Below are 21,639 nucleotides of genomic sequence, written 5' to 3' on the forward strand. Positions count from 1 at the left end.
GCGGATGCGACGCAGTCTCAGCCTCCTCGCGCTCGCGCTGCTGCTGTTGAGCTCGCCGGTGGCGCATGCCGTGCAGCCAGACGAGGTCATGGCCGACACCGCCAAGGAGCAGCGCGCCCGCGCGCTGTCGCGCGAGCTGCGCTGCATGGTCTGCCAGAACCAGTCGATCGACGATTCCGATGCGCCGCTGGCGCGCGACCTGCGCCTCCTGGTGCGCGAGCGGCTCGCCGCCGGTGACAGTGACAATCAGGTGCTGGATTTCCTGGTCGCGCGCTACGGCCAGTTCGTGCTGCTGAAGCCGCGCTTCGAGCGCCAGACCCTGCTGCTGTGGCTGCTGCCGCCGGTGCTGCTGCTCGGCGGCGGCCTGGCGCTGTGGTGGCAGGTGCGCCGTCGCGGCCAGCGCGGCCCGGAGGCCACGCCGAAGCTGACCGCGGAGGAGGAGGCGCGCCTCGCCGCGCTGATGGCCGCCGAGCAGCAGCCGCCGGCGACATGATGGTCCGCTAACGCCACGATCCCCTGCCAGTTAGTTACTCCGTCATGCCCGGGCTTGACCCGGGCATCCACGTGGATCCCAAAGTGCCGGACGACGTGGATGGCCGGGTCAGGCCCGGCCATGACGACGGAGAGAGGCGGGCTGAAAGCGCGTGGTGCGAAGGCCGGCTGTCGCGAGTAAGAAGCGAGCGCAGCAAATGGGAACGCGCCGTGGATCCGCAAAACCCCGTGCTTTCCCGTGCTCCGCGCCTACCCGCGCTTTCAGCTTATTTTACCTTTGTCTGGAAGGGTGCGCAGCACATTCCGTCTGACGCGTCCGGGCAAGGTCCATGTTCTCCAACAGTCATCTGACGATCCGCTTCCTCGTGGGAGGCGTCGTCGCCTCTCTCCTCATGCTCCTGGCGATCGGCGGCGGCACCGGCTTCATCGCGGTGCTCTATCTCAACAACCAGATCACCAGCCTGTCGTCGGACTTCGCCAATCTCAGCGGTCCCGCCCGTGACCATGCGATGCTGATCTATCAGCAGGCGCAGTCGGCGTTCTCCTATTTCCTGATGGCCTGCGTCGCCATCGCCGTGTTCGCCAGCGCCGTCTGCCTGATGACCTATGCCGCCGTGCAGAACGGCATCCTGCGGCCGCTCGCCGCGATGGTCTCGGCCATGCGCGACGTCGCCGGCCAGAAATACGACACGCCCATTCCCGGCCTCGGCCTCAGCAACGAGATCGGCCAGCTCGCCGGCGCGCTCGAGGTGTTCAAGACCAACGGCATCGAGCGCCAGCGCCTCACCGCGCGCGAGCTGCAGGAGGCGCAGCGCCAGGGCGAGCGCTCGCGCTTTCTCGACGGCCGCATCCATTCCTTCAACGACCTCGTCGCATCCGTCGTCGGCAGCGTGGCATCGTCGGCCATCCGGCTGAAGAGCAATGCCGAGACCCTGTCGCGCGCCGCCAACGACACCTCGGCCAAGGCCAATGCGGTCGAGGCCGCCGCCAACCACGCCAATCGCAGCGTCCAGACCGTGGCCGGCTCGACCGAGGAGATGACGAGCTCGATCGGCACCATCAGCCGCCGCGTCTCCGATGCGACCCAGCGCGCCGAGGGCGCGGCCTCGCAGGCCGAGAAGAGCAAGAACACCATCCACGCGCTGTCGGACGCCGCCGAGAAGATCGGCGCCGTCGTCCAGCTCGTGCAGGCGATCGCCTCGCAGACCAATCTGCTGGCGCTGAACGCCACCATCGAGGCCGCCCGCGCCGGCGAGGCCGGCCGGGGCTTCTCGGTCGTGGCGTCGGAGGTGAAGAACCTCGCCAACCAGACCAGCAAGGCGACCGACGAGATCTCCGCCCACGTCGCCAGCATCCAGGGCATCACCGCCGAGACCCGCGGCGCCATCGACGGCATCTCGACCACGCTGTCGGAGATCAGCGCCATCATGTCGGGCATCGAGGTCGACACCTCGCAGCAGCGCACTGCCACCCAGGACATCTCCAGGAGCGTCCAGGAAGCCGCCCGCGGCACCCTCGACGTCTCCAACCACATCGCCCAGATCTCCTCGACCTCGGCCGAAACCGGCCGCCTCGCCTCGGAGGCCCGCGACGCCGCCGGCGACCTGTCGCAACAGGCCGAGACGCTGAAGCGCGAGGTGGACGCGTTCATCGTGAGCGTGAAGGCGAGCTGAGGCGGCGTAGAGAGCAGGGCGGATCAGCGCAAGGTCATCCGCCATTGTTAGCCAAGACGAAAGCGCGGCGGCTTACGCCTACGGCTAAGCCGCCCTACGAGTTGTGGTCTTGACGCGCGTTATGGCCCGCCTCTCTCCATCGTCATGGCCGGGCTTGACCCGGCCATCCACGTCTCTCAACGAGCAAGAACGACGTGGATGCGCAGGTCAAGCCCCCCGCGCATGACGAGTGGGGCAGATCGAGGCCATCCTCCAGCCGTAAGGCCTTGTCTGCGGGTTGGAGCGCGGGCCACTAAGTCTCAGCCGGGTGAGGCGGGTAGCGCAGCGTAATCCGCTAGGCCGGCCTCCCTCTTGAAAAATCTAGATGACGGATGGAGTGTGGGCGGCTTTGAGGGTGACTACGTCCGTCTTCCCTTGAGCTCGGACCTCAGTTTGCGTTGGGCGGCGTATGGCGCCGACGGCGGGATAGCTATTTTGCGCGCATCCTCATCTGAGAGGTGATCAAGGAAGGTACTTAAGAGGGCGCCTCTCGTTTCTCTATCTCCCATATTACGGGCCAACAGCGCTAATTTACTTCTTAAGGCCTCCGACCGGACACCCGTTGCGACGGCCATCTGCTCAGCATAGACCACGTCACAAAAAGCGAGTTCCTGGTGAGCTTCTCCAGCATGTGTGATGCCAACCTTCAAAGAATCGTAGTAGTCGTCGCGATCCGGCTCAAGTGGCTCTATCAGCCGGCGCTTTAGAAGCAACTTCAGGACGTATCGGATGTCTTCTGCCTCCACCTTGCATGGGTCAAAGTAGTCTATTATCTCCCACGAGCCCAAGTACCCTGCGTCGGCATCGGAACTCACCTGTCGTCTCATTCCTGATAAGAGTTCTAAGATCGACAGGACCAGCAGAGGTGAATATGGGCGGCCGCCCTCTGTGGCAAAAACGTTGCTGACAAACTCACTGGATTGCTCCAGGTGCCGATCATACTCCCCGAGTATAAGGGCCCGAATGGCACGACGGGAATCAAATGCAGCCTGATTCTGCTTAGCAACATATACTTTAATTAGGTCCTCAACGCGAAAGCTGGGCGAGCATATTGTGCGTTGGGCCAATAGCATCATTCGCCTAATGTCGAAATTCGCTAGCCTGGCGATCAACCCAGACAGTGCGCCATCCCTTATAAACGCTTCTTCGAGCACTTTCACAAAGGCGTTCAAATTTGTAATTGAGACCCGTATTCCTTTTGAGCTGAAATACGTGCCAGAAGTCGCTGCGTCTTCTTCCAGTTTGTGTTCTATGAACCGGATACGCTTCTGCAAGATCTCTCGCGCGGGCGGAGAGGGCAGGAAGAAAGTCCTGGATGTATATGATTGAAAGGAGCCCGACTTTGATAGGCGCCAGATCGATCGATCAGTTATAGGGACAAGCAGGAAGCAGACGCAGCCATTTCTAAGTGATACAGCATACTGAAAAACCGCTTCTTGAATAAGGCTCGTATGCTGATCCGTGTTGTCGAAGACCACGCATGGAAGTTTTATTCTACTCGCTGCCGTGTGACGCAAGAGCCCAAGTACATATTCGTCCGGAGCTTCTGATCGTCTCTTTTCGACGTATTCACCAAACTTTATCTTGAATGCCGTCTTATCCGTTGCATAGAGGTCGCGGTATGTAGCTTCACTCCACCTTCGATATGTGCCGAAGAACATTCCCATGTAGTCTTCATATGTCGCAGGTTTGTCACAAAAAATTGCGTCTTCTAGGCGGTCTCGCAGTCTTTCAGAGAGCCAGCGCTGAAGGGAGTGTTGGTCGCCTGTAAAGTCGGCCAAGTTAACCACGGCCGTCACACACGCGCCCCGGAGTTCTGACGGAAGGACGTCTTGAAAAAACCTCTCGATAAAGGTTGACTTGCCAGCTCCCTTGTTTCCGACGATGAGACAAATCTCGGATTGCTTTGATGCAATTGCGCCGGCGATTTCATCTTTCAGGGCTTGGCTCTGCTCCGTCTCAAGAAGTTGAATTGTATTTACAAGGTGCGCGGCGATCTTTCCTAACGTGACGTCGGCAACCTGACTCTCTCGCGTCTCCACGAAGCACGAGCGACGCATCTCTGAGTCGGTGTCGGAAGACATGCCGGCGAAAAAGCGATTAAATACCTCGGAGATGTCGCGGCTAAACTCCGACCTGGGCTGCAGGCGAGCTTCCTCTGGATGTCTGACGTAGTAGCGTGGTTCAGTCGCGCGCGGCGTGAAGCCTTCGGCTTGGTTTAGGCGGGCGAGATGTAGCCGCTGCTGGACGGCTTCGGCAGACAAAAGCTCGTAGAATGTCGCGAAATCCTCCAGAACACTCGCTAGGTCTGGAAAGACTATCGCTTTCTTTTCTCTTAGTGGCCGTCCTTCCATGCTAAGCCTGAAGAAGATCCAAGAGTTGCCGTCGGTCACGACTGCAAAATTGCAGCTCATCTCAACGGAATATCCAACGGCCTGGTCAATCCCCTCTTTTGCCTTTTTTAAGACGCTGCCGCCGAGCTGAACTTCTGTCTTCTTCGAGGAAACAGTGTCGATTACTAAGTGTCCCGTCTTCTTGGCTTCGACGATGCAAACAACTCTGGTGTATTGCTCGTCCCACAGTGCGTAGTCAGCGAAGCCGCGGTCGTTGGCCAGTTCGGTCTTTATTTGCTCGAAGCCCCAACCGAGGACTTCGGTAAGCACTCGATTTATGATCTGAAGCCGCGCGTCTTGCTCTGAGCCGGCTTCAGCTATCGCGCTTTCAATGGACGGAAGAATTGCTTCCAGATTATTCCTTGCTTCATCTGCTCCCATTGGCAAATCCGCGATCGATGTGAGTTGGATGGAACCCAAGATGCTGCAGCGCAGGTGGGTGCAGCATTACCGTACCGTTCGAGAGAAATGCACGCAAAACGAAATGGTCGGGAGATTAAAGTGTCGCTTGTTAGTAATCTAATCGAGTGTTCGGGAAGCTGACAAGACATGGCGTCGGAGTAGCGCGTTAACGACTACCCGTCGCCCAAATCACCCCGCCTTCCGAAAACCAGTCAATGACTTCTGGAAAACATAAATAATTTGCCTCTCGCCCCAAATCACCCTTATCCTCCGCCCGTTCCGTTCCACCGAGGGGGCGTATCGCGATCGTCACGGACGTCGGGATGGAATGCGATGGACGCGGGCTGCCGCAGCGGGGTTTGGCCTCGCCGACGAACGGCGGACTGCGGACGTGAAATCGTGTGGTCCTGGCCTCCCGGTGCTGAGGCCAAGCCGGTGGGGATGATCCGCCGGCGACGGGGTCAAGAAGCCGGTCCCCGGGGAGATCACGTATAAGCGTTAACACCATCGCACAGGGAGGGCCGGGCGTGTTCGGCCAGACCTGTGGTACCTGCCGCCTGCATTTTTTGACGCAGGCGGGCCACGGGCGCGGCCAGCGCCCGGCCTTCCCTGTGCCCTCTACGTGAGGGTGCGAGTTTGAAGGGCATAGCTCGGGCGCGGGATGCGTCGCGAGGATGTGGAGGCACGACGCGCGGTTCGTTTTCTCCACATGCTGTTTGATCGTGTGGATCAGGATAGTTGCTCCGGGCGTCATTGCGAGCGCACTGGACGAGTAGGGCGGATAAGCGAAAGCGTCATCCGCCGGGGGCTGGCTCCAGTGCGGGCGGATGTGCGGCGGCTGGATCGGGGGGCTGTGGGAAAGGCGGCGGGTTACGCCTGCGGCTAACCCGCCCTACGAGGGTTACGACTTTGGTCGGACCGGCCAAAATGATGGCCGCGACGGGGCGGTCGGGACGTTGGCAAGTTATTGGGCGTAAACGTCTTTTCGTCCGCGTTCCACCATCCGCGCCATTCCGCCTCAGTCTGTGTGTCCATCCATTACAGAAGTTTAACGCCGCAGCCAGCACGCCGTAAGGCGGCAAGTCCCATCTTCACTTGCGAACGGGGCGCACAGCCCGGGACACACGTTTAGACCTTGACCAAAATCACTTGCGGAGAAAACCGTATGACTGACCGTCCGACCGACCTGTCCTCGCTTCCATCCTATCGCCAGTCCCGGCGCGGGCTGTTCTCGGCGCGCAAGTTCGCGCTGATGGCCTCCGTGGTCGCGGGCCTCGGTGTTGCCGCCTATGGCCTGTCGCCGCAGGGGGCGCCGCTCGACCTGTTCTCGACCTCGGCGCATGCGCAGGTGGCGAACGAGGTCAGCAAGGTCGCGCGCCCGATCGGCTTTGCCGACATCGTGGAGCGGGTGAAGCCGTCGGTGATTTCGGTCAAGGTCAACATCGCCGAGAAGGTGTCGAAGGACGACAGCGACGAGGATCTGCCGTTCCAGCCGGGCTCGCCGATGGAGCGCTTCTTCCGCCGCTTCGGCGGTGAGAACGGCATTCCCGGCATGCCGGGCCGCGGCGGCCGTGGTGGCGGTCGCGCCGTGACCGGGCAGGGCTCCGGCTTCTTCATCTCCGCCGACGGCTATGCCGTGACCAACAACCACGTGGTCGACAGCGCCAACAAGGTCGAGGTGACGACCGACGACGGCAAGACCTACAGCGCCAAGGTGATCGGGACCGATCCGCGCACGGATCTGGCGCTGATCAAGGTCGAGGGCGGCTCGAACTTCTCGTTCGCCAAGCTCGCCGACGGCAAGCCGCGCATCGGCGACTGGGTGCTGGCGGTCGGCAATCCGTTCGGCCTCGGCGGCACGGTGACGGCCGGCATCGTCTCGGCGGTCGGCCGCGACATCGGCAACGGCCCGTATGACGATTTCATCCAGATCGACGCGCCCGTGAACAAGGGCAACTCCGGCGGTCCGGCGTTCGATGTCGACGGCAATGTCGTCGGCGTCAACACCGCGATCTACTCGCCCTCCGGCGGCAGCGTCGGCATCGCGTTCTCGATCCCGGCCTCGACGGTGAAGAGCGTGGTGGCCCAGCTCAAGGACAACGGTTCCGTCAGCCGCGGCTGGATCGGCGTGCAGATCCAGCCGGTGACGCAGGACATCGCCGACAGCCTCGGCATGAAGAAGGCCGAGGGCGCGCTGGTCGCCGAGCCCCAGGCCAACGGTCCGGCGGCGAAGGCGGGCATCCAGTCCGGCGACGTCATCACCGCTGTCAACGGCGAGCCGGTGAAGGACGCGCGTGAGCTCGCCCGCACCATCGGCGGCATCGCGCCGGGCGCCTCGGTCAAGCTCAACGTCCTGCACAAGGGCGAGGACAAGACCATCAACCTGACGCTCGGCAAGCTGCCGAACACCATCGAGGCCAAGGCGGACACCGGCGGCGACAATGCGAGCCCGACCCGCGGCGCCGACGTGCCGAAGCTCGGCATGACGGTGGCGCCCGCGTCGAGCGTCGCCGGCGCCGGCAAGGAAGGCGTCGTCGTCACCGAGGTCGATCCGAAGAGCGCCGCTGCCGATCGCGGCTTCAAGGAAGGCGACGTCATCCTCGAGGTCGCGGGCAAGTCGGTGACCTCGGCCGGTGACGTGCGCGAGGCGATCAACGCCGCCAAGGCCGACAACAAGAACAGCGTGCTGATGCGTGTGAAGAGCGGCGGCCAGTCGCGCTTCGTCGCGGTGCCGCTGGCCAAGGGTTAAGGGAGGGCTAAGGCCCTCACGAGATGGGAGACCGCCGGCATGTGCCCCCGCACCGGCGGCTCTTCCTGGGGGCGGGCTTCAAGTTCCGCTCCCGCAAACCTTCCGTTGGATAATGCCCCCCTCCGTCGGAAGGAACTCGGGCGGTGAGGTCCCCCAGCCTCACCGCCCACTTTGCTGCCGATCAACCCCGGGCCCATGCCGCCTTGCACGGAAACGGCGGCCGGTCCATGTAGATGGACATCCAACCGTGACCGCCGCCCCCGTTTCCGCAATGCGCCTCCTGATCATCGAAGACGACCGCGAGTCCGCCGACTATCTGGTCAAGGCGTTCCGCGAGGTCGGACATGTCGCAGACCTCGCCAGCGACGGCGAGGAGGGGCTCGCCATGGCCGAGAGCGGGGATTACGACGTGCTGGTGGTCGACCGCATGCTGCCCAAGCGCGACGGCCTGTCGCTGATCGGCGCGCTGCGCGACAAGGGCAACCGGACGCCGGTGCTGATCCTGTCGGCGCTCGGCCAGGTCGACGACCGCATCAAGGGCCTGCGCGCCGGCGGCGACGATTATCTGCCAAAACCCTACGCCTTTGCCGAGCTGCTCGCCCGCGTCGAGGTGCTGTCGCGCCGCCATGGCGGCCCGGCCGAGGAGACTACCTACAAGGTCGGCGACCTCGAGCTCGACCGGCTGTCGCATCGCGTCGCCCGCGGCAAGGACGAGCTGACCCTGCAGCCGCGCGAGTTCCGCCTGCTCGAATATCTCATGAAGCATGCCGGCCAGGTGGTGACGCGCACGATGCTGCTGGAGAACGTCTGGGACTATCACTTCGATCCGCAGACCAACGTGATCGACGTCCACATCTCGCGGCTGCGCTCCAAGATCGACAAGGGGTTCGACCGTCCGCTGCTCCACACCATCCGCGGCGCGGGGTATATGATCCGTGACGGCCTTCGGTAAGCTGATCCGCACCACGGCATTCCGGCTGACGCTGGTCTATCTGCTGTTGTTTGCGCTGTTCGCCGCCTCGCTGCTCGGCTATTTCGCCTGGAACACCCGCCGCCTCATCACCGAGCAGATCTCGACCACGGTCACCTCCGAGATCAGCGAGATGACCGACATCTTCGCCCGCTGGGGCCTGCGCGGAATCGTCGGCGCGATCGAGAGCCGCGCGCTGCGGCCGGGCGCCAATCTCTATCTCATCACCACGCCGAGCGGGCAGGCGATCGCCGGCAATGTCGGCTCGCTGGCGCCGGGCGTGATGGGCTCGTCCGGCTGGTCGGAGACGTTCTACCGGCGGCTCGACGACAGCACCGAGCACAGCCACCGCGCGCTGGTCTATGTCACCCAGCTCTCCAGCGGTTTCCGGCTTTTGATCGGCCGCGATCTCGAGGAGCGCCGCCGCCTGTTCGGCATCGTCGCCAAGGCGGCGCAATGGTCGGTGCTGGTCGTGGTGGTGCTCGGCATCGGCGGCGGCATCTTCGTCGCGCGGCGCGTGCTGTACCGGATCGACGCGATGACCGGCACGACGCGGCGGATCATGGATGGCGATCTCTCCGGCCGGCTGCCGGTCGGGCGCAGCGGCGACGAGCTCGATCGGCTGGCGGAAAATCTCAACGCCATGCTGGAGCGCATCGAGGCGCTGATGACCGGCCTCAAGGAGGTCTCCGACAACATCGCCCATGATCTCAAGACGCCGCTGACGCGGTTGCGCAACCGCGCCGAGGAGGCGCTGGCGAAGTCGCGCTCCGAGGACGAATACCGCGCCGCGCTGGAGCGCACGATCGAGGAATCCGACGGCCTGATCCGCACCTTCAATGCGCTGCTGATGATCGCGCGGGCGGAGTCCGGGCAGGCGCGTGGCGACATGGTCGAGTTCGACGCGGCCGAGGTCGCCGGCGGCATCCACGAATTGTACGAGCCGCTGGCCGAGGACAATGAGATGACCTTGCGGGTCAAGGCGGCGGCCGCGCCGGTGCATGGCAATCGCGAGCTGATCAGCCAGGCGCTCGCCAATCTCGTCGAGAACGCGATCAAATACGGCAAGCCGGCGGCGCTGCCGCTCGATGCCGCCGCCGCGGCTGATAGCCGCGAGATCCTGATCGAGGCGCGGCGCGAGGGCGGACAGGTGCTGCTCAGCGTCACCGATCATGGCGAGGGCATCCCCGAGGCCGAGCGCAAGCACGCCGTCGAGCGCTTCGTGCGGCTGGAGGCGTCCCGCACCTTGCCGGGGTCCGGCCTCGGCCTCAGCCTCGCCGCCGCGGTGGCGACCCTGCATGGCGGCGAGCTCCGGCTCGGCGATGCCAGGCCGGGCCTGGTCGCGACCCTGGTGCTGCCGGCCGGCGCAGGCCAGCCCGCCAAGCTTGCGGCGCCGGCGCAGGATGTGCCACAGAAGGCCGCATGACCTCATCCGCGCCGGGAAACGCGGACGGGCAGATGCTGGCCGAACGTTTCGTTGCCGGCCCACATGTCCGTGCGCCCGACAAAGCCGAACTCCGTCTCAACGAGTGGCTCGCCGAGCTCGAGCCGTCCTTGGCCGCCTCGCTCCGCCCGCTGCTCGCCGGCGGCTGGGCCTGCACCATCCTGCTCGGGATTGCCGACAGCTCGCCCTATCTGTTCGATCTCGTCCGCGCCGACGGCCATCGTCTTGACCGTCTCTTGCGTTGCGAGCCGCAGGCGCATCTCGCCGAGCTGATCGCCCGCACCGGCCGCGAGGTGTTTGCCGCTTCCAGCGAAGCCGAGGTGATGAGCCTTTTGCGCCGGCTGAAATCCGAGGCGGCGCTCTTGATCGCGCTGTGCGACATCGGCGGCGTCTGGCCGGTGATGCAGGTGACGGCGGGGCTGACCGACGTCGCGGTGTCCTCGGTGCAGATGGCGCTGCGGTACCTGTTGCGCCTGGAGACGGTGCGCGGCCGGCTCGCGCCCGTCGATGCCGACGATCCGGAGCAGGGCAGCGGCCTGTTCGTGCTCGCGATGGGCAAGATGGGGGCGGGCGAGCTCAACTATTCGAGCGACATCGACCTGATCGTGTTCTTCGATCCCGAGGTCAATTCGCTGGCGCGCGACATCGAGCCGCAGCCGTTCTTCGTCCGCGTGACCCAGGCGATGGCGCGGCTGCTGCAGAGCCGCACCGCGGACGGCTACGTGTTCCGCGTCGATCTCCGGCTGCGGCCGGATCCGGCCTCGACGCAGGTGGCGATGTCGACCGAGGCGGCGCTGCACTACTACGAGCGCGAGGGCCGCACCTGGGAGCGCGCCGCGATGATCAAGGCGCGGGTCTGTGCCGGCGACGTCGTCGCGGGCGAGGCGATGCTGGCCGAGCTGTCGCCGTTCGTGTGGCGCAAGCATCTCGACTTCCAGGCGCTGACCGACGTCCACGACATGAAGCGGCAGATGCAGGTCTATCGCGGCCACAGCGAGATCGCGGTCGAAGGCCACAACGTCAAGGTCGGCCGCGGCGGCATCCGCGAGATCGAGTTCTTCGCCCAGACCCAGCAGCTGATCGCCGGCGGCCGTCATCCCGAGCTGCGCGTGCGCCCGACGCTCCAGGCGCTCGACGTGCTCACGGCCAGCAACTGGATCACGGAGCAGGCGCGCGACGAGCTCACCACGGCCTATGAGTTCCTGCGCCGGGTCGAGCACCGCCTGCAGATGATGGCGGACGAGCAGATCCACAGCCTGCCCGACGATGTCGAGGGCGTGAGCCGCTTCGCATGCTTCTTCGGCTATGAGAGCCGCGAGCGGTTCGCGGCTGATCTGCTGTTCCATCTCGACATCGTGCAGGGACATTACGCGCGGCTGTTCGAGGGCGATCCGACCGGCACCGTCAGCCTGCCCGCGGTGAACTATGGCGCCGGGCCTGACGAGCCGCGCCTGATGGAGCATCTTGCCGGATTGGGCTTCCGCGATCCGGTGATGGTCGCCAAGACCCTGCAGCAATGGCTGGCGGGCGAGTACCGCGTGTTCCGTGCGGATGCGACGCGCACCGCGTTCACCGATTTCCTGCCAGCGCTGATCGATGGTCTCGCCCATGCCGACGAGCCCGATCGCGCCGTCGTGGCCTTCGACCGGTTCCTGCAGGCACTGCAGCTGGGCGGCCGCCTGATCACCCTGCTCGGACAGAACCGCGACCTCGTTGCGCTCGTCGCGCTCGTGCTCGGGGCGGCGCCGCGGCTCGGCGACATGCTGGCGCGGCAGCCGCGGCTGATGGACGGCCTGATCGATCCGCGCTTCTTCGGCGCCATCCCGGACCGGCGCGAATTGTCGGAGCGGCTGGCATCGACGCTACAGGATGCCGGGACCTACGAGGAGTTTCTCGATCGCCTCCGGCTGTTCGGCCAGGAGAGCCTGTTCCTGATCGGCACGCGCATCCTCTCCGGCACGGTGTCGGCGCAGCAGGCCGGCACCGCGTTCGCCGACGTGGCCGAGGGCATCGTGCACACCGTGCATGGGCTCGTGACGGAGCGCTTCGCCGCCCAGCACGGCCGCATCAAGGGCCAGGAGACCGCGATCGTCGCGATGGGACGGTTAGGGGCGCGCGAGATGACGGCCTCGTCCGATCTCGACCTGATCCTGCTGTATGATTTCGACGGCGACGCGCCGGATTCCGACGGCGAGCGCTCGCTGCAGGGCGCCCACTATTTCGCGCGCTTCACCCAGCGGCTGATCTCGGCCTTCACCTCGCGCACCAATTACGGCGTGCTCTACGACATCGACATGCGGCTGCGGCCGTCGGGCCGCGCCGGCCCGCTGGCCTCGCACATCGACTCCTTTGCGCATTATCAGGAGCAGGAGGCGTGGACCTGGGAGCACATGGCGCTGACGCGGGCGCGGGTGATCTCGGCTTCGCCGGCGTTTCGGGTTCGGATCGAGGAAATCATCCAGGCTGCGCTGCGGCGGGTGCGCGACAGGAGTGCGATCGCGCGCGATGTCGCCGACATGCGCCGCGCGATCGCGGCCGAGAAGGGCGAGGCGGATCTGTGGGACCTCAAGCATGCCGCCGGCGGCATGGTCGACATCGACTTCGTCGCGCAATATCTGCAGCTCGTGCATGCGGCGACGACGCCGGAGATCCTCGACGTCAGCACGCTCGCGGTGCTCGACAATGCCGAGCGGCTCGGCGTGCTGCCGCGTGCTGAAGCGGTGATCCTGCGCCAGGCCGCACGGCTGTATCACGATCTGACGCAGATCGTGCGGCTGTGCGTCAGCGACAAGTTCAAGCCGGATCAGGCCGGCGAGGACCTGCTGCGGGTGATGGCCCGCGCAGGCGACGCGCCGGATTTCTCGGCGCTCGAGGCGCGGCTGCGCGAGACGCAGACCGAGGTGCGGCGCGTGTTCACCGCCCTCGTGGAGGGATGACCGGGAGCGCGGTCGGACGGCCGCCTATGCCTTTTCCTTGGCGACCGCCGCCTGCTTCAGCCGGCCGATCGCTTCCTTCACCGCCGGGTCGAGGCCGGCGCCGCCGGCATCGTGGTGCGCATAGATCGTCTTGAGCATGCGCGGGTCCCAGAACTTCTTGATGTGCTCGGCGACGCCGGCGACCTCTTTCTCCTGCCCCTGGCTCTGGAAGAACTTGCCGATCTGGTTGGCCATGTAGACGAGGCGCTCGGAGGGGTTATGCGACATGGGTGTTGTCCGTCTGTGTTGGTCGCGCGCCGGTCTCGGCGCCCGCGACGATCCGGTCGGGATGGGTGAAGATTTCGAAGCCGTCGTTGCGGGCTACGGCAATGAGCGTGATGCCCGCGGCGTCCGCCATGCGAATGGCGAGCGCGGTCGGCGCTGACACCGCGACCATGATGGGTGCGCCCATGGCAGCCGCCTTCTGCACCAGCTCGACCGAGACGCGGCTCGTCAGGATCACGAGGCCCTCGCTCGCCGCACAGCGCGCTTGCGCGAGGTGGCCGGCGAGCTTGTCGAGGGCGTTGTGGCGGCCGACATCCTCGCGGAGCGCGACGATGCCGCGCGCCGGCGTCCAGAAGGCGGCGGCGTGCACCGCGCGGGTCTCGTGGTTGAGCTTCTGCAGCGGCTCGATCGCCGCCAGGGCCGCCATGACGTCGCGCGGCGTGAAACGCCGGCCGTCGGGGACATGCGCTGCCGGCCGGACCGCTTCGCTGATGGAATCGATGCCGCACAGGCCGCAGCCGGTGGGGCCGGCGATGTTGCGGCGGCGCTCGGCCAGGCGTTCGGCGAGAGCGTCGGGCAGCCACATCCTGAGCTCGATGCCGTCATCCAGCTCGACGACGTCCAGCGAGATGATGTCGTCGCGGCTCGTGACAAGACCTTCGTTCAGGCTGAAGCCGATGGCGAAGTCGCGGAGGTCCTGCGGCGTCGCCATCATGACGGCCTGGGTGCCGCCATTGTAGGTCAGCGCGACCGCGGTCTCCTCCGGCACGCGGCGGTGGCCCTCGGTGAGGGCTCCGTCGCGCCAGACCAGACGATCCGCGATGCGCACTGCATCGGTCATGCTACTCCGCCGCCTCCACGACCGGGGCGATGCGGCGCGAGTTGCGGGCCTGCTCGTCATAAGCCTTTTGCCAGTCCGATGGACCGTTGGACTGCGACACCTGCACCGCCGTGACCTTGTACTCCGGACAATTGGTCGCCCAGTCGGAGTAATCGGTGGTGATGACGTTGGCCTGGGTCAGCGGATGGTGGAACGTGGTGTAGACCACGCCCGGCGCCACGCGCTCGGAGATCAGCGCGTGCAGCGTCGTCTCGCCGGCGCGGCTCGTCAGCCGCACCCAGTCGCCGTCGCGGATGCCGCGCTGCTCGGCGTCATGCGGATGGATCTCCAGCACGTCCTCGCCATGCCACACCACGTTCTCGGTGCGCCGCGTCTGGGCGCCGACATTGTACTGCGACAGGATACGCCCCGTGGTGAGTAGCAGCGGGAAGCGCGGGCCGGTGCGCTCGTCGGTCGCGACATATTCGGTGACCACGAACTTGCCCTTGCCGCGGACGAAGCCGTCGACATGCATGATCGGCGAGCCCTCGGGATACTTCTCGTTGCAGGGCCACTGCACCGAGCCCATTTCCTCGAGCTTCTGGTAGGAGACGCCGGTGAAGGTCGGCGTCAACGCCGCGATCTCGTCCATGATCTCGGATGGGTGGTTGTACGTCATCTCGAAGCCCATCGCCTTGGCGAGGCCGATCGTGACCTCCCAGTCGGCCATGCCATTGCGCGGCGTCATCACTTTGCGCACGCGCTGGATGCGGCGCTCGGCATTGGTGAAGGTGCCGTCCTTCTCCAGGAAGGTCGAGCCGGGCAGGAACACGTGGGCGTAGTTGGCGGTCTCGTTCAGGAACAGGTCCTGCACGATGACGCATTCCATCGACGACAGCGCCTGCACCACATGCGTGGTGTTCGGATCGGACTGCAGGATGTCCTCGCCCTGCACATAGAGGCCCATGAAGGTGCCTTCGATCGCCGAGTCGAACATGTTGGGGATGCGCAGGCCCGGCTCGGGGTTGAGCTTGACGTTCCACATCGCCTCGAACTGCTCGCGCACCGCGTCGCCCGCAATATGCCGGTAGCCCGGCAGCTCGTGCGGGAACGAGCCCATGTCGCAGGAGCCCTGCACGTTGTTCTGGCCGCGCAGCGGGTTCACGCCGACGCCGCGGCGGCCGATGTTGCCGGTCGCCATCGCCAAGTTGGCGATCGCGATCACCGTGGTCGAGCCCTGGCTGTGCTCGGTGACACCCAGGCCGTAGTAGATCGCGCCGTTGCCGCCCTTGGCGTAGAGCCGGGCCGCGCCGCGGATCGCTTCCGCATCGACGCCGGTGAACTGGGCGACCGCCTCAGGGCTGTTCTTCTCCAGCGCGACGAACTCGGCCCAATCCTGGAATTCGCTCCAGTCGCAGCGCTCGCGCACGAAGGTCTCGTTGACGAGGCCCTCGGTGACGATGACATGCGCCATCGCGGTCAGGATCGCGACGTTGGTGCCGGGCAGCAGCGGCAGATGGTAGTCCGCCGCGACATGCGCCGACTTCACGAGATCGATCTTGCGCGGATCGACAACGATCAGCTTGGCGCCCTGGCGCAGCCGCTTCTTCATGCGCGAGCCGAACACCGGATGCGCGTCGGTCGGGTTGGCGCCGATCACCATGATGACGTCGCTGTCCTCGACCGAGTCGAAGTCCTGCGTGCCGGCCGAGGTGCCGAAGGTGGTGGCAAGGCCGTAGCCGGTCGGCGAATGGCAGACGCGGGCGCAGGTGTCGACGTTGTTGTTGCCGAAGCCGGCGCGGATCAGCTTCTGCACCAGATAGGTCTCTTCGTTGGTGCAGCGTGACGAGGTGATGCCGCCGATCGAGTCGCGGCCATACTTCGCCTGGATGCCACGCATCTTGTCGGCGGCGAATTTGAACGCCTCGTCATAGGAGACCTCGCGCCAGGGCTGGTCGATGCTCTCGCGGATCATCGGCTTGAGGATGCGCTCCTTGTGGGTCGCATAGCCCCAGGCGAAGCGGCCCTTGACGCAGGAATGGCCGCGATTGGCCTTGCCGTCCTTGTACGGCATCATGCGCACCACTTCCTCCCCGCGCATCTCGGCCTTGAAGGTGCAGCCGACGCCGCAATAGGCGCAGGTGGTGACGGCCGAGTGCTCGGGCTGGCCGATCTCGATCACGCTCTTCTCGGTCAGGGTCGCGGTCGGGCAGGCCTGCACGCAGGCGCCGCAGGAGACGCATTCCGAGCCGAGGAAGCTCTCGCTCATGCCCGGCGAGACCCGGCTGTCGAAGCCGCGGCCGGAGATGGTCAGCGCGAACGTGCCCTGGACCTCCTCGCAGGCGCGGACGCAGCGCGAGCAGACGATGCACTTGGAGGGATCGTAGGTGAAATAGGGGTTGGACTCGTCCTTCGGCAGCCAGGCCGGATTGGCCTCGCCGCAGGCGTCGGCGAACACGTGGTTCTCACCCTGGTTGCCGTAGCGCACGTCACGCAGGCCGACCGCGCCGGCCATGTCCTGCAGCTCACAATCGCCATTGGCGGCGCAGGTCAGACAGTCGAGCGGATGGTCGGAGATGTAAAGCTCCATCACGCCCTTGCGCAGCTTCTTCAGCCGCTCGGTCTGGGTGTGCACGACGAGGCCCGCGGCCACCGGCGTGGTGCACGAGGCCGGCGTGCCGGCGCGGCCCTCGACCTCGACGAGGCAGAGGCGGCACGAGCCGAATGCGTCGACCATGTCGGTCGCGCACAGCTTCGGGATCTGCGTGCCGGCCTCCATGGCCGCGCGCATGATCGAGGTGCCCTCGGGAACGGTGATGCTCTGGCCGTCGATGGTGAGCGTGACCATCTTTTCGGACTTGGAGAGCGGCGTGCCGTAATCGGTTTCGTGGATGAGCGACATGGTCGGTGTCCTTGTTCCCGATATCTTATTCCGCAGCCTGCAGGCGCGGCTGCTGGGGGCCGAAATCTTCGCGGAAGTGCTTCAGCGCCGAGAGCACAGGGTAGGGCGTGAAGCCGCCGAGTGCACAGAGCGATCCGAGCTTCATAGTGCCGCAGAGGTCCTCGACCAGGGCGATGTTCTCGGCGACGCGCTCGCCGCGGCGGATCTTGTCGATGGTCTCGGCGCCGCGCGTCGAGCCGATGCGGCAGGGCGTGCACTTGCCGCAGGATTCGATGGCGCAGAACTCCATCGCGAAGCGCGCCTGCTTCGACATGTCGACGGTGTCGTCGAACACGACGATGCCGCCATGGCCGATCAGGCCGTCCTTGGCGGTGAACGCCTCGTAGTCGAACGGCGTGTCGAACAGGGCGCGTGGGAAGTAGGCGCCGAGCGGACCGCCGACCTGCACCGCACGAACGGGACGGCCGGTGAAGGTGCCGCCGCCGATGTCGTCGACCAGTTCGCCCAGCGTGATGCCGAACGCGGTCTCGAACAGGCCGCCGAACTTGACGTTGCCGGCGATCTGGATCGGCATCGTGCCGCGCGAGCGTCCCATGCCGAAATCGGCATAGGCCTTGGCGCCCTCGTCGAGGATGAACGGGATCGCGGCGAACGACAGCAGGTTGTTGACCACGGTCGGCTTGCCGAACAAACCATGATGGGCGGGCAGCGGCGGCTTGGCGCGCACGATGCCGCGCTTGCCCTCGAGGCTCTCCATCAGCGCGGTCTCTTCGCCGCAGACATAGGCCCCGGCGCCGGTGCGGACCTCGAGCTCGAACGTATAGTTCGAGCCGGCGATCTTGTCGCCGAGCAGACCGGCCTTCCTGGCGATGTCGATCGCCTTGGTCATGGTCGCGATCGCGTGCGGATATTCCGAACGCGTGTAGATGTAGCCCTTGGTGGCGCCCACCGCGATGCCGCAGATCGTCATGCCTTCGATCAGGACGAAGGGGTCGCCTTCCATCAGCATGCGGTCGGCGAAGGTGCCGCTGTCGCCTTCGTCGGCGTTGCAGATGACGTATTTGCGGTCGGCTGCCGTCTGCGACACCGTCTTCCACTTGATGCCGGTCGGAAAGCCGGCGCCGCCGCGGCCGCGCAGGCCGGAGGTGGTGACCTCGGCAATCACGGCGTCAGGCGTCAGCGACAGGGCGCGCGTCAGGCCCTTGTAGCCGCCATGGGCGCGGTAGTCGTCGAGCGACAGCGGATCGATGATGCCGCAGCGGGCGAAGGTGAGGCGGGTCTGCCGCTTCAGCCACGGGATCTCCTCGGTCAGGCCGAGCGAGAGCTTGTGCGACTTGTCGGCGATAACAGCGTCGAGCAGGGACGGAACGTCGTCTGCTGTCACCGGTCCGAAGCCGAACCGGCCCTGCGCCGTCTCCAATTCGACCAGCGGCTCCAGCCAGTACAACCCACGCGAGCCGTTGCGCACGATCTCGATATCGACCTTCCGCTCCAGCGCCGCCTTGTGCAGCGCGTGGGCGACCTCATCGGCGCCGACGGCGAGTGCGCCGGCATCACACGGGACAAAAAGACGCACGCTCATCGCTGGGCCTCCGAGACGAGGGCATCGATCCGGGCTTCGTCGAGCCGGCCGACCAGCCGGCCGTCGAGCATCGCCGATGGCGCGGTGGCGCACAGGCCGAGGCAGTAGATCGGCTCGAGCGTGACGCGCTCATCGGCCGTCGTGTTGCCCATGGCAATGCCGAGCTTGGCTTCGGCGCGGGCCGCGAGGGCGTCGCCGCCAGCGGCCTGGCAGGCCTCGGCGCGGCACAGCTTGAGCACGTGACGACCGGCCTTCTTGGCCCGGAAATCATGGTAGAACGTGAACACGCCGTAAACCTCGGCGCGCGAGAGGTTCAAAGCGGATGCGATCATCGGAATGGCATCCTCCGGCACGTGGCCGAACGTCTCCTGCAACGCATGGAGGATGGGCAAGGTTGCTCCCTCCATCTTGCTATGTTCGGCGATGATCTCGGCGCCGCGCGCCGCGTCCCAACTTTCGTACACCGGCGTCATCCTGATCCCGATTCTGCGTTGCAAGCGTTTCGCACATCCAAATTGGAATTGCTCAAGATATCAATAAAGCAGTCCCGTGCTGCGATAGCGAAACGCAATCGAGAGATAGCTAGAAGTTGACGAAAAACGGGCCTTCGCGCGACCGGCTTGCGGCCGCGTTTTACCGTGTCGGCGACACCCTCGTCGTGATAGGTTTCACCCTGGCCGGCAGCCGCCGAAAACGCGTGGAACCGGGCCGTTCAACCGCTGGAAGGCCGCCCTCTTGATCGACAAGCTCGAACTGCTGCTGGCGCTGGCCAAGGAGCGTCATTTCGGCCGGGCGGCGGAGGCGTGCGGCGTCACCCAGCCGACCATGTCGACCAGCATCAAGCAGCTCGAGGAGATCCTCGGGGTGATGCTGGTGCAGCGGGGCTCGCGGTTCCAGGGGTTCACGCCCGAAGGCGAGCGAACGCTGGATTGGGCGCGCCGGATCGTCGGCGACTTCCGGGCGATGCGCCAGGAGATCAATGGCCTCAAGGACAAGCTATCCGGCGAAATCCGCATCGCGGCGGTGCCGACCGTGCTCGGCATGGTTGCGTCGCTGACGACGCCGTTCCGCGCCAAGCATCCGGAGGTTCGGTTCCGCATCATGTCGTGCACCTCGGCCGACGTGCTGGGACTGCTGGAGAACCTCGAGGTCGACGCCGGACTGACCTACATCGAGAACGAGCCGATCGGCCGTGTCAGAACCATCCCGCTCTACAACGAGAGCTACCGCCTGCTGACGGCGCCCGACGCCATGTTCGGCGATCGCGAGCAGGTGACCTGGAAGGATGTCGGGCAGGTGCCGCTGTGCCTCTTGACGCCCGACATGCAGAACCGCCGCATCATCGACCGCGCGCTGCGCGCCGCCGGCAACGACGTCACGCCGACGCTCACCTCGAACTCGCTGCTCGTGCTCTACACCCATGTAAAGACCGGCCGCTGGGCCAGCGTGATGCCGGCCAAGCTTGCCGAGACGCTCGGCCTCGCCGACAAGGTGCGCTCGATCCCGATCGTCGATCCCGTGATCAACTACCAGATCGGCCTCGTCATCCCGCAGCGCGACCCGATGACGCCGCTGATCGCGGCCCTGGTGCAGGTGGCGCGCGAGGTCGCGCCCAGCCTGCAGGCGTGAGGCGCATGTCGGCACCGTCACCCGACCTCGCCGGCGTCATCGGCGGACTTCGGGCTCTCATGCGGTCGCGGAGCTCCGGCCTTGCGCGTGGCGCGTGGCCCGGAGCTCGTAATGCGCGGCATGGCCGTCGTAGCGGCTGAGCAGCTTCCGCGCCGCGGGCGGAACCACCGCCGCGTCATGGGCTGGACCCGCAAAGCGAACCACCGCCGCCTGATCGGCGAAGGTCATGATCGTCACGAATTCGACCTCGGCCTCCAGCGGTCTGCGCAGCAGCTCGATGCCTAGAAATCCTTCGATTGCCCGATCGACGATGGCTGGAAAGATCGTCAACCGCAGCAGCTCCTCATAGGCATCGGCATCCACCGCCCTGGTCCAGCCGTGCCAAATCCGCTTCAGCATCGCGATGCTCCCTTGGGTCCGATGATGGTCACCGAACCCTTGCACGGGCGTCGGGCGCCGGACTTGGTGAAAGTTGCGGTCCGCGCTGCGAACTCGCGGAGCGGCTGCCTCCGCTCAGTAGGCCGCAAATTGCTCCCGCATGATCTTCTCCTCCTGCCGGATCCGCAAGGTCAGCGGCACGGCATAGATGATCAGGCCGGCCACGAGCGTGACATAGGCGTGCAGCGTCAGCGCGTAGCCGATCAGCTCAGGCAGGATGTTGAGGAAGTAGTTCGGGTGGCGCACGATCCGGAACAGCGGATGGGTCACCAGCGCGTGGTCGCGCGCGAGCATCAGCTTGACGGTCCAGAGGCGGCCGAGCAACTGCGACACCACGAGCAGCATCACCGCGCCGAACAGATAGATCACGAATCCGATGATGCTGACGGCGTCGAGCGGTGCATCCCGGACGAGGCCCTCGGCCGTCGCGGCGAGATAGAAGGCGACATGTGCGATCGCGAGCCAACGCGACACGGATGCGCCGTATTCGACGGCGCCTTCGGCGCGCAGCCGCTTCTCGTTGCGGATCGAGATGCCGAGCATGGCAAAGCGATAGGCGAAGGCGGCAACGATAAAGGCGATGATCACACGCGGTACTCCAGTTTTCGGAGCGATTGCCTTAGTTGCCCATGCGTAGGTGCGTCAATACCATGTTCCGCCAATGTTGCTTACCAAGCACGAAGCGATGTCGTGATGCCGTCATCCCCCTGCGTCATGGAGCCCGCGCTGCCCTTCTGAAGGGCAAGCCGATCGCATTCCTGGGCATCATCCGCCGCGTCCGTGCCTGGGCACGCATCATCAGTCGTGACAGCATACGCCTCTCTCCACTCGTCATTGCGAGCGCAGTGTTCAGCCCGGGGACATGGCTGACAGGTGTTCGGAGACATGGTTGACACCTCAAAATTG

15 protein-coding genes are annotated in these 21,639 nt (G+C 65.4%); 7 read left to right on the forward strand and 8 right to left on the reverse strand.

Annotation, left to right across the window (positions count from 1 at the left end; translation table 11 throughout):
* The first annotated feature begins 4 nt into the window (after positions 1–4).
* Both ACQR2C_RS10855 and ACQR2C_RS10860 read left to right on the forward strand, forming a co-directional pair.
* Positions 5–493: a cytochrome c-type biogenesis protein gene (locus ACQR2C_RS10855; RefSeq protein WP_434881090.1), complete on the forward strand. Its 489-nt coding sequence runs from the start codon at positions 5–7 to the stop codon at positions 491–493.
* 328 nt (positions 494–821) lie between these two features.
* Positions 822–2,165, forward strand: a complete 1,344-nt coding sequence (locus ACQR2C_RS10860; RefSeq protein ID WP_434881091.1) for a methyl-accepting chemotaxis protein — start codon at positions 822–824, stop codon at positions 2,163–2,165.
* Positions 2,166–2,563: 398 nt separating this feature from the next.
* On the opposite strand, the gene ACQR2C_RS10865 is transcribed toward ACQR2C_RS10860, so the two are convergent.
* Entirely contained in the window at positions 2,564–4,978 is a 2,415-nt protein-coding gene (locus ACQR2C_RS10865) for a hypothetical protein (protein WP_434881092.1), read from the reverse strand.
* A gap of 1,186 nt (positions 4,979–6,164) precedes the next feature.
* Between ACQR2C_RS10865 and ACQR2C_RS10870 the strand changes: the two genes are divergently transcribed.
* From ACQR2C_RS10870 to ACQR2C_RS10885, 4 genes are all read left to right on the forward strand, one after another.
* Entirely contained in the window at positions 6,165–7,748 is a 1,584-nt protein-coding gene (locus tag ACQR2C_RS10870; RefSeq protein ID WP_316182733.1) for a Do family serine endopeptidase, read from the forward strand.
* Between the two features lie 271 nt (positions 7,749–8,019).
* Positions 8,020–8,700: a response regulator transcription factor gene (locus ACQR2C_RS10875; RefSeq protein ID WP_315726077.1), complete on the forward strand. Its 681-nt coding sequence runs from the start codon at positions 8,020–8,022 to the stop codon at positions 8,698–8,700.
* Positions 8,684–10,144, forward strand: coding sequence for a sensor histidine kinase (locus ACQR2C_RS10880; protein ID WP_316182734.1), 1,461 nt, complete (start codon positions 8,684–8,686; stop codon positions 10,142–10,144). The genes ACQR2C_RS10875 and ACQR2C_RS10880 overlap by 17 nt, the downstream gene beginning before the upstream one ends.
* A complete protein-coding gene (locus ACQR2C_RS10885) occupies positions 10,141–13,098 on the forward strand; it encodes a bifunctional [glutamine synthetase] adenylyltransferase/[glutamine synthetase]-adenylyl-L-tyrosine phosphorylase (RefSeq protein WP_434881093.1) in 2,958 nt (985 codons plus the stop codon). Before ACQR2C_RS10880 ends, ACQR2C_RS10885 begins: the two co-directional genes overlap by 4 nt.
* A gap of 24 nt (positions 13,099–13,122) precedes the next feature.
* On the opposite strand, the gene ACQR2C_RS10890 is transcribed toward ACQR2C_RS10885, so the two are convergent.
* The 5 genes from ACQR2C_RS10890 to ACQR2C_RS10910 are packed head-to-tail and all read right to left on the reverse strand — an operon-like array spanning position 13,123 to position 19,139.
* Positions 13,123–13,365 (reverse strand): formate dehydrogenase subunit delta, encoded by a 243-nt coding sequence (locus ACQR2C_RS10890; protein WP_315777578.1) that lies wholly within the window; start codon positions 13,363–13,365, stop codon positions 13,123–13,125.
* Positions 13,355–14,203, reverse strand: a complete 849-nt coding sequence (gene fdhD, locus ACQR2C_RS10895; RefSeq protein ID WP_315805077.1) for a formate dehydrogenase accessory sulfurtransferase FdhD — start codon at positions 14,201–14,203, stop codon at positions 13,355–13,357. The genes ACQR2C_RS10890 and fdhD overlap by 11 nt, the downstream gene beginning before the upstream one ends.
* 1 nt (position 14,204) lies before the next feature.
* Positions 14,205–17,084: a formate dehydrogenase subunit alpha gene (fdhF, locus tag ACQR2C_RS10900; protein ID WP_434881094.1), complete on the reverse strand. Its 2,880-nt coding sequence runs from the start codon at positions 17,082–17,084 to the stop codon at positions 14,205–14,207.
* Positions 17,085–17,109: 25 nt separating this feature from the next.
* Positions 17,110–18,666, reverse strand: a complete 1,557-nt coding sequence (locus tag ACQR2C_RS10905; protein WP_434881095.1) for a formate dehydrogenase beta subunit — start codon at positions 18,664–18,666, stop codon at positions 17,110–17,112.
* Positions 18,663–19,139, reverse strand: coding sequence for a formate dehydrogenase subunit gamma (locus tag ACQR2C_RS10910; protein ID WP_316182799.1), 477 nt, complete (start codon positions 19,137–19,139; stop codon positions 18,663–18,665). The genes ACQR2C_RS10905 and ACQR2C_RS10910 overlap by 4 nt, the downstream gene beginning before the upstream one ends.
* A gap of 262 nt (positions 19,140–19,401) precedes the next feature.
* Here ACQR2C_RS10910 and ACQR2C_RS10915 point away from each other — a divergent pair, with 262 nt between their 5' ends.
* Complete coding sequence (locus ACQR2C_RS10915) at positions 19,402–20,295, forward strand: LysR family transcriptional regulator (protein ID WP_316238669.1); 894 nt, start codon at positions 19,402–19,404, stop codon at positions 20,293–20,295.
* Positions 20,296–20,352: 57 nt separating this feature from the next.
* On the opposite strand, the gene ACQR2C_RS10920 is transcribed toward ACQR2C_RS10915, so the two are convergent.
* Both ACQR2C_RS10920 and ACQR2C_RS10925 read right to left on the reverse strand, forming a co-directional pair.
* Positions 20,353–20,694: an antibiotic biosynthesis monooxygenase gene (locus ACQR2C_RS10920; RefSeq protein WP_316182739.1), complete on the reverse strand. Its 342-nt coding sequence runs from the start codon at positions 20,692–20,694 to the stop codon at positions 20,353–20,355.
* 114 nt (positions 20,695–20,808) lie between these two features.
* Positions 20,809–21,321: an isoprenylcysteine carboxyl methyltransferase family protein gene (locus ACQR2C_RS10925; protein WP_316238668.1), complete on the reverse strand. Its 513-nt coding sequence runs from the start codon at positions 21,319–21,321 to the stop codon at positions 20,809–20,811.
* Between the last annotated feature and the right edge of the window lie 318 nt (positions 21,322–21,639).

Source organism: Bradyrhizobium sp. HKCCYLRH3061 (assembly GCF_051168015.1).
Classification (GTDB): Bacteria; Pseudomonadota; Alphaproteobacteria; order Rhizobiales; family Xanthobacteraceae; genus Bradyrhizobium.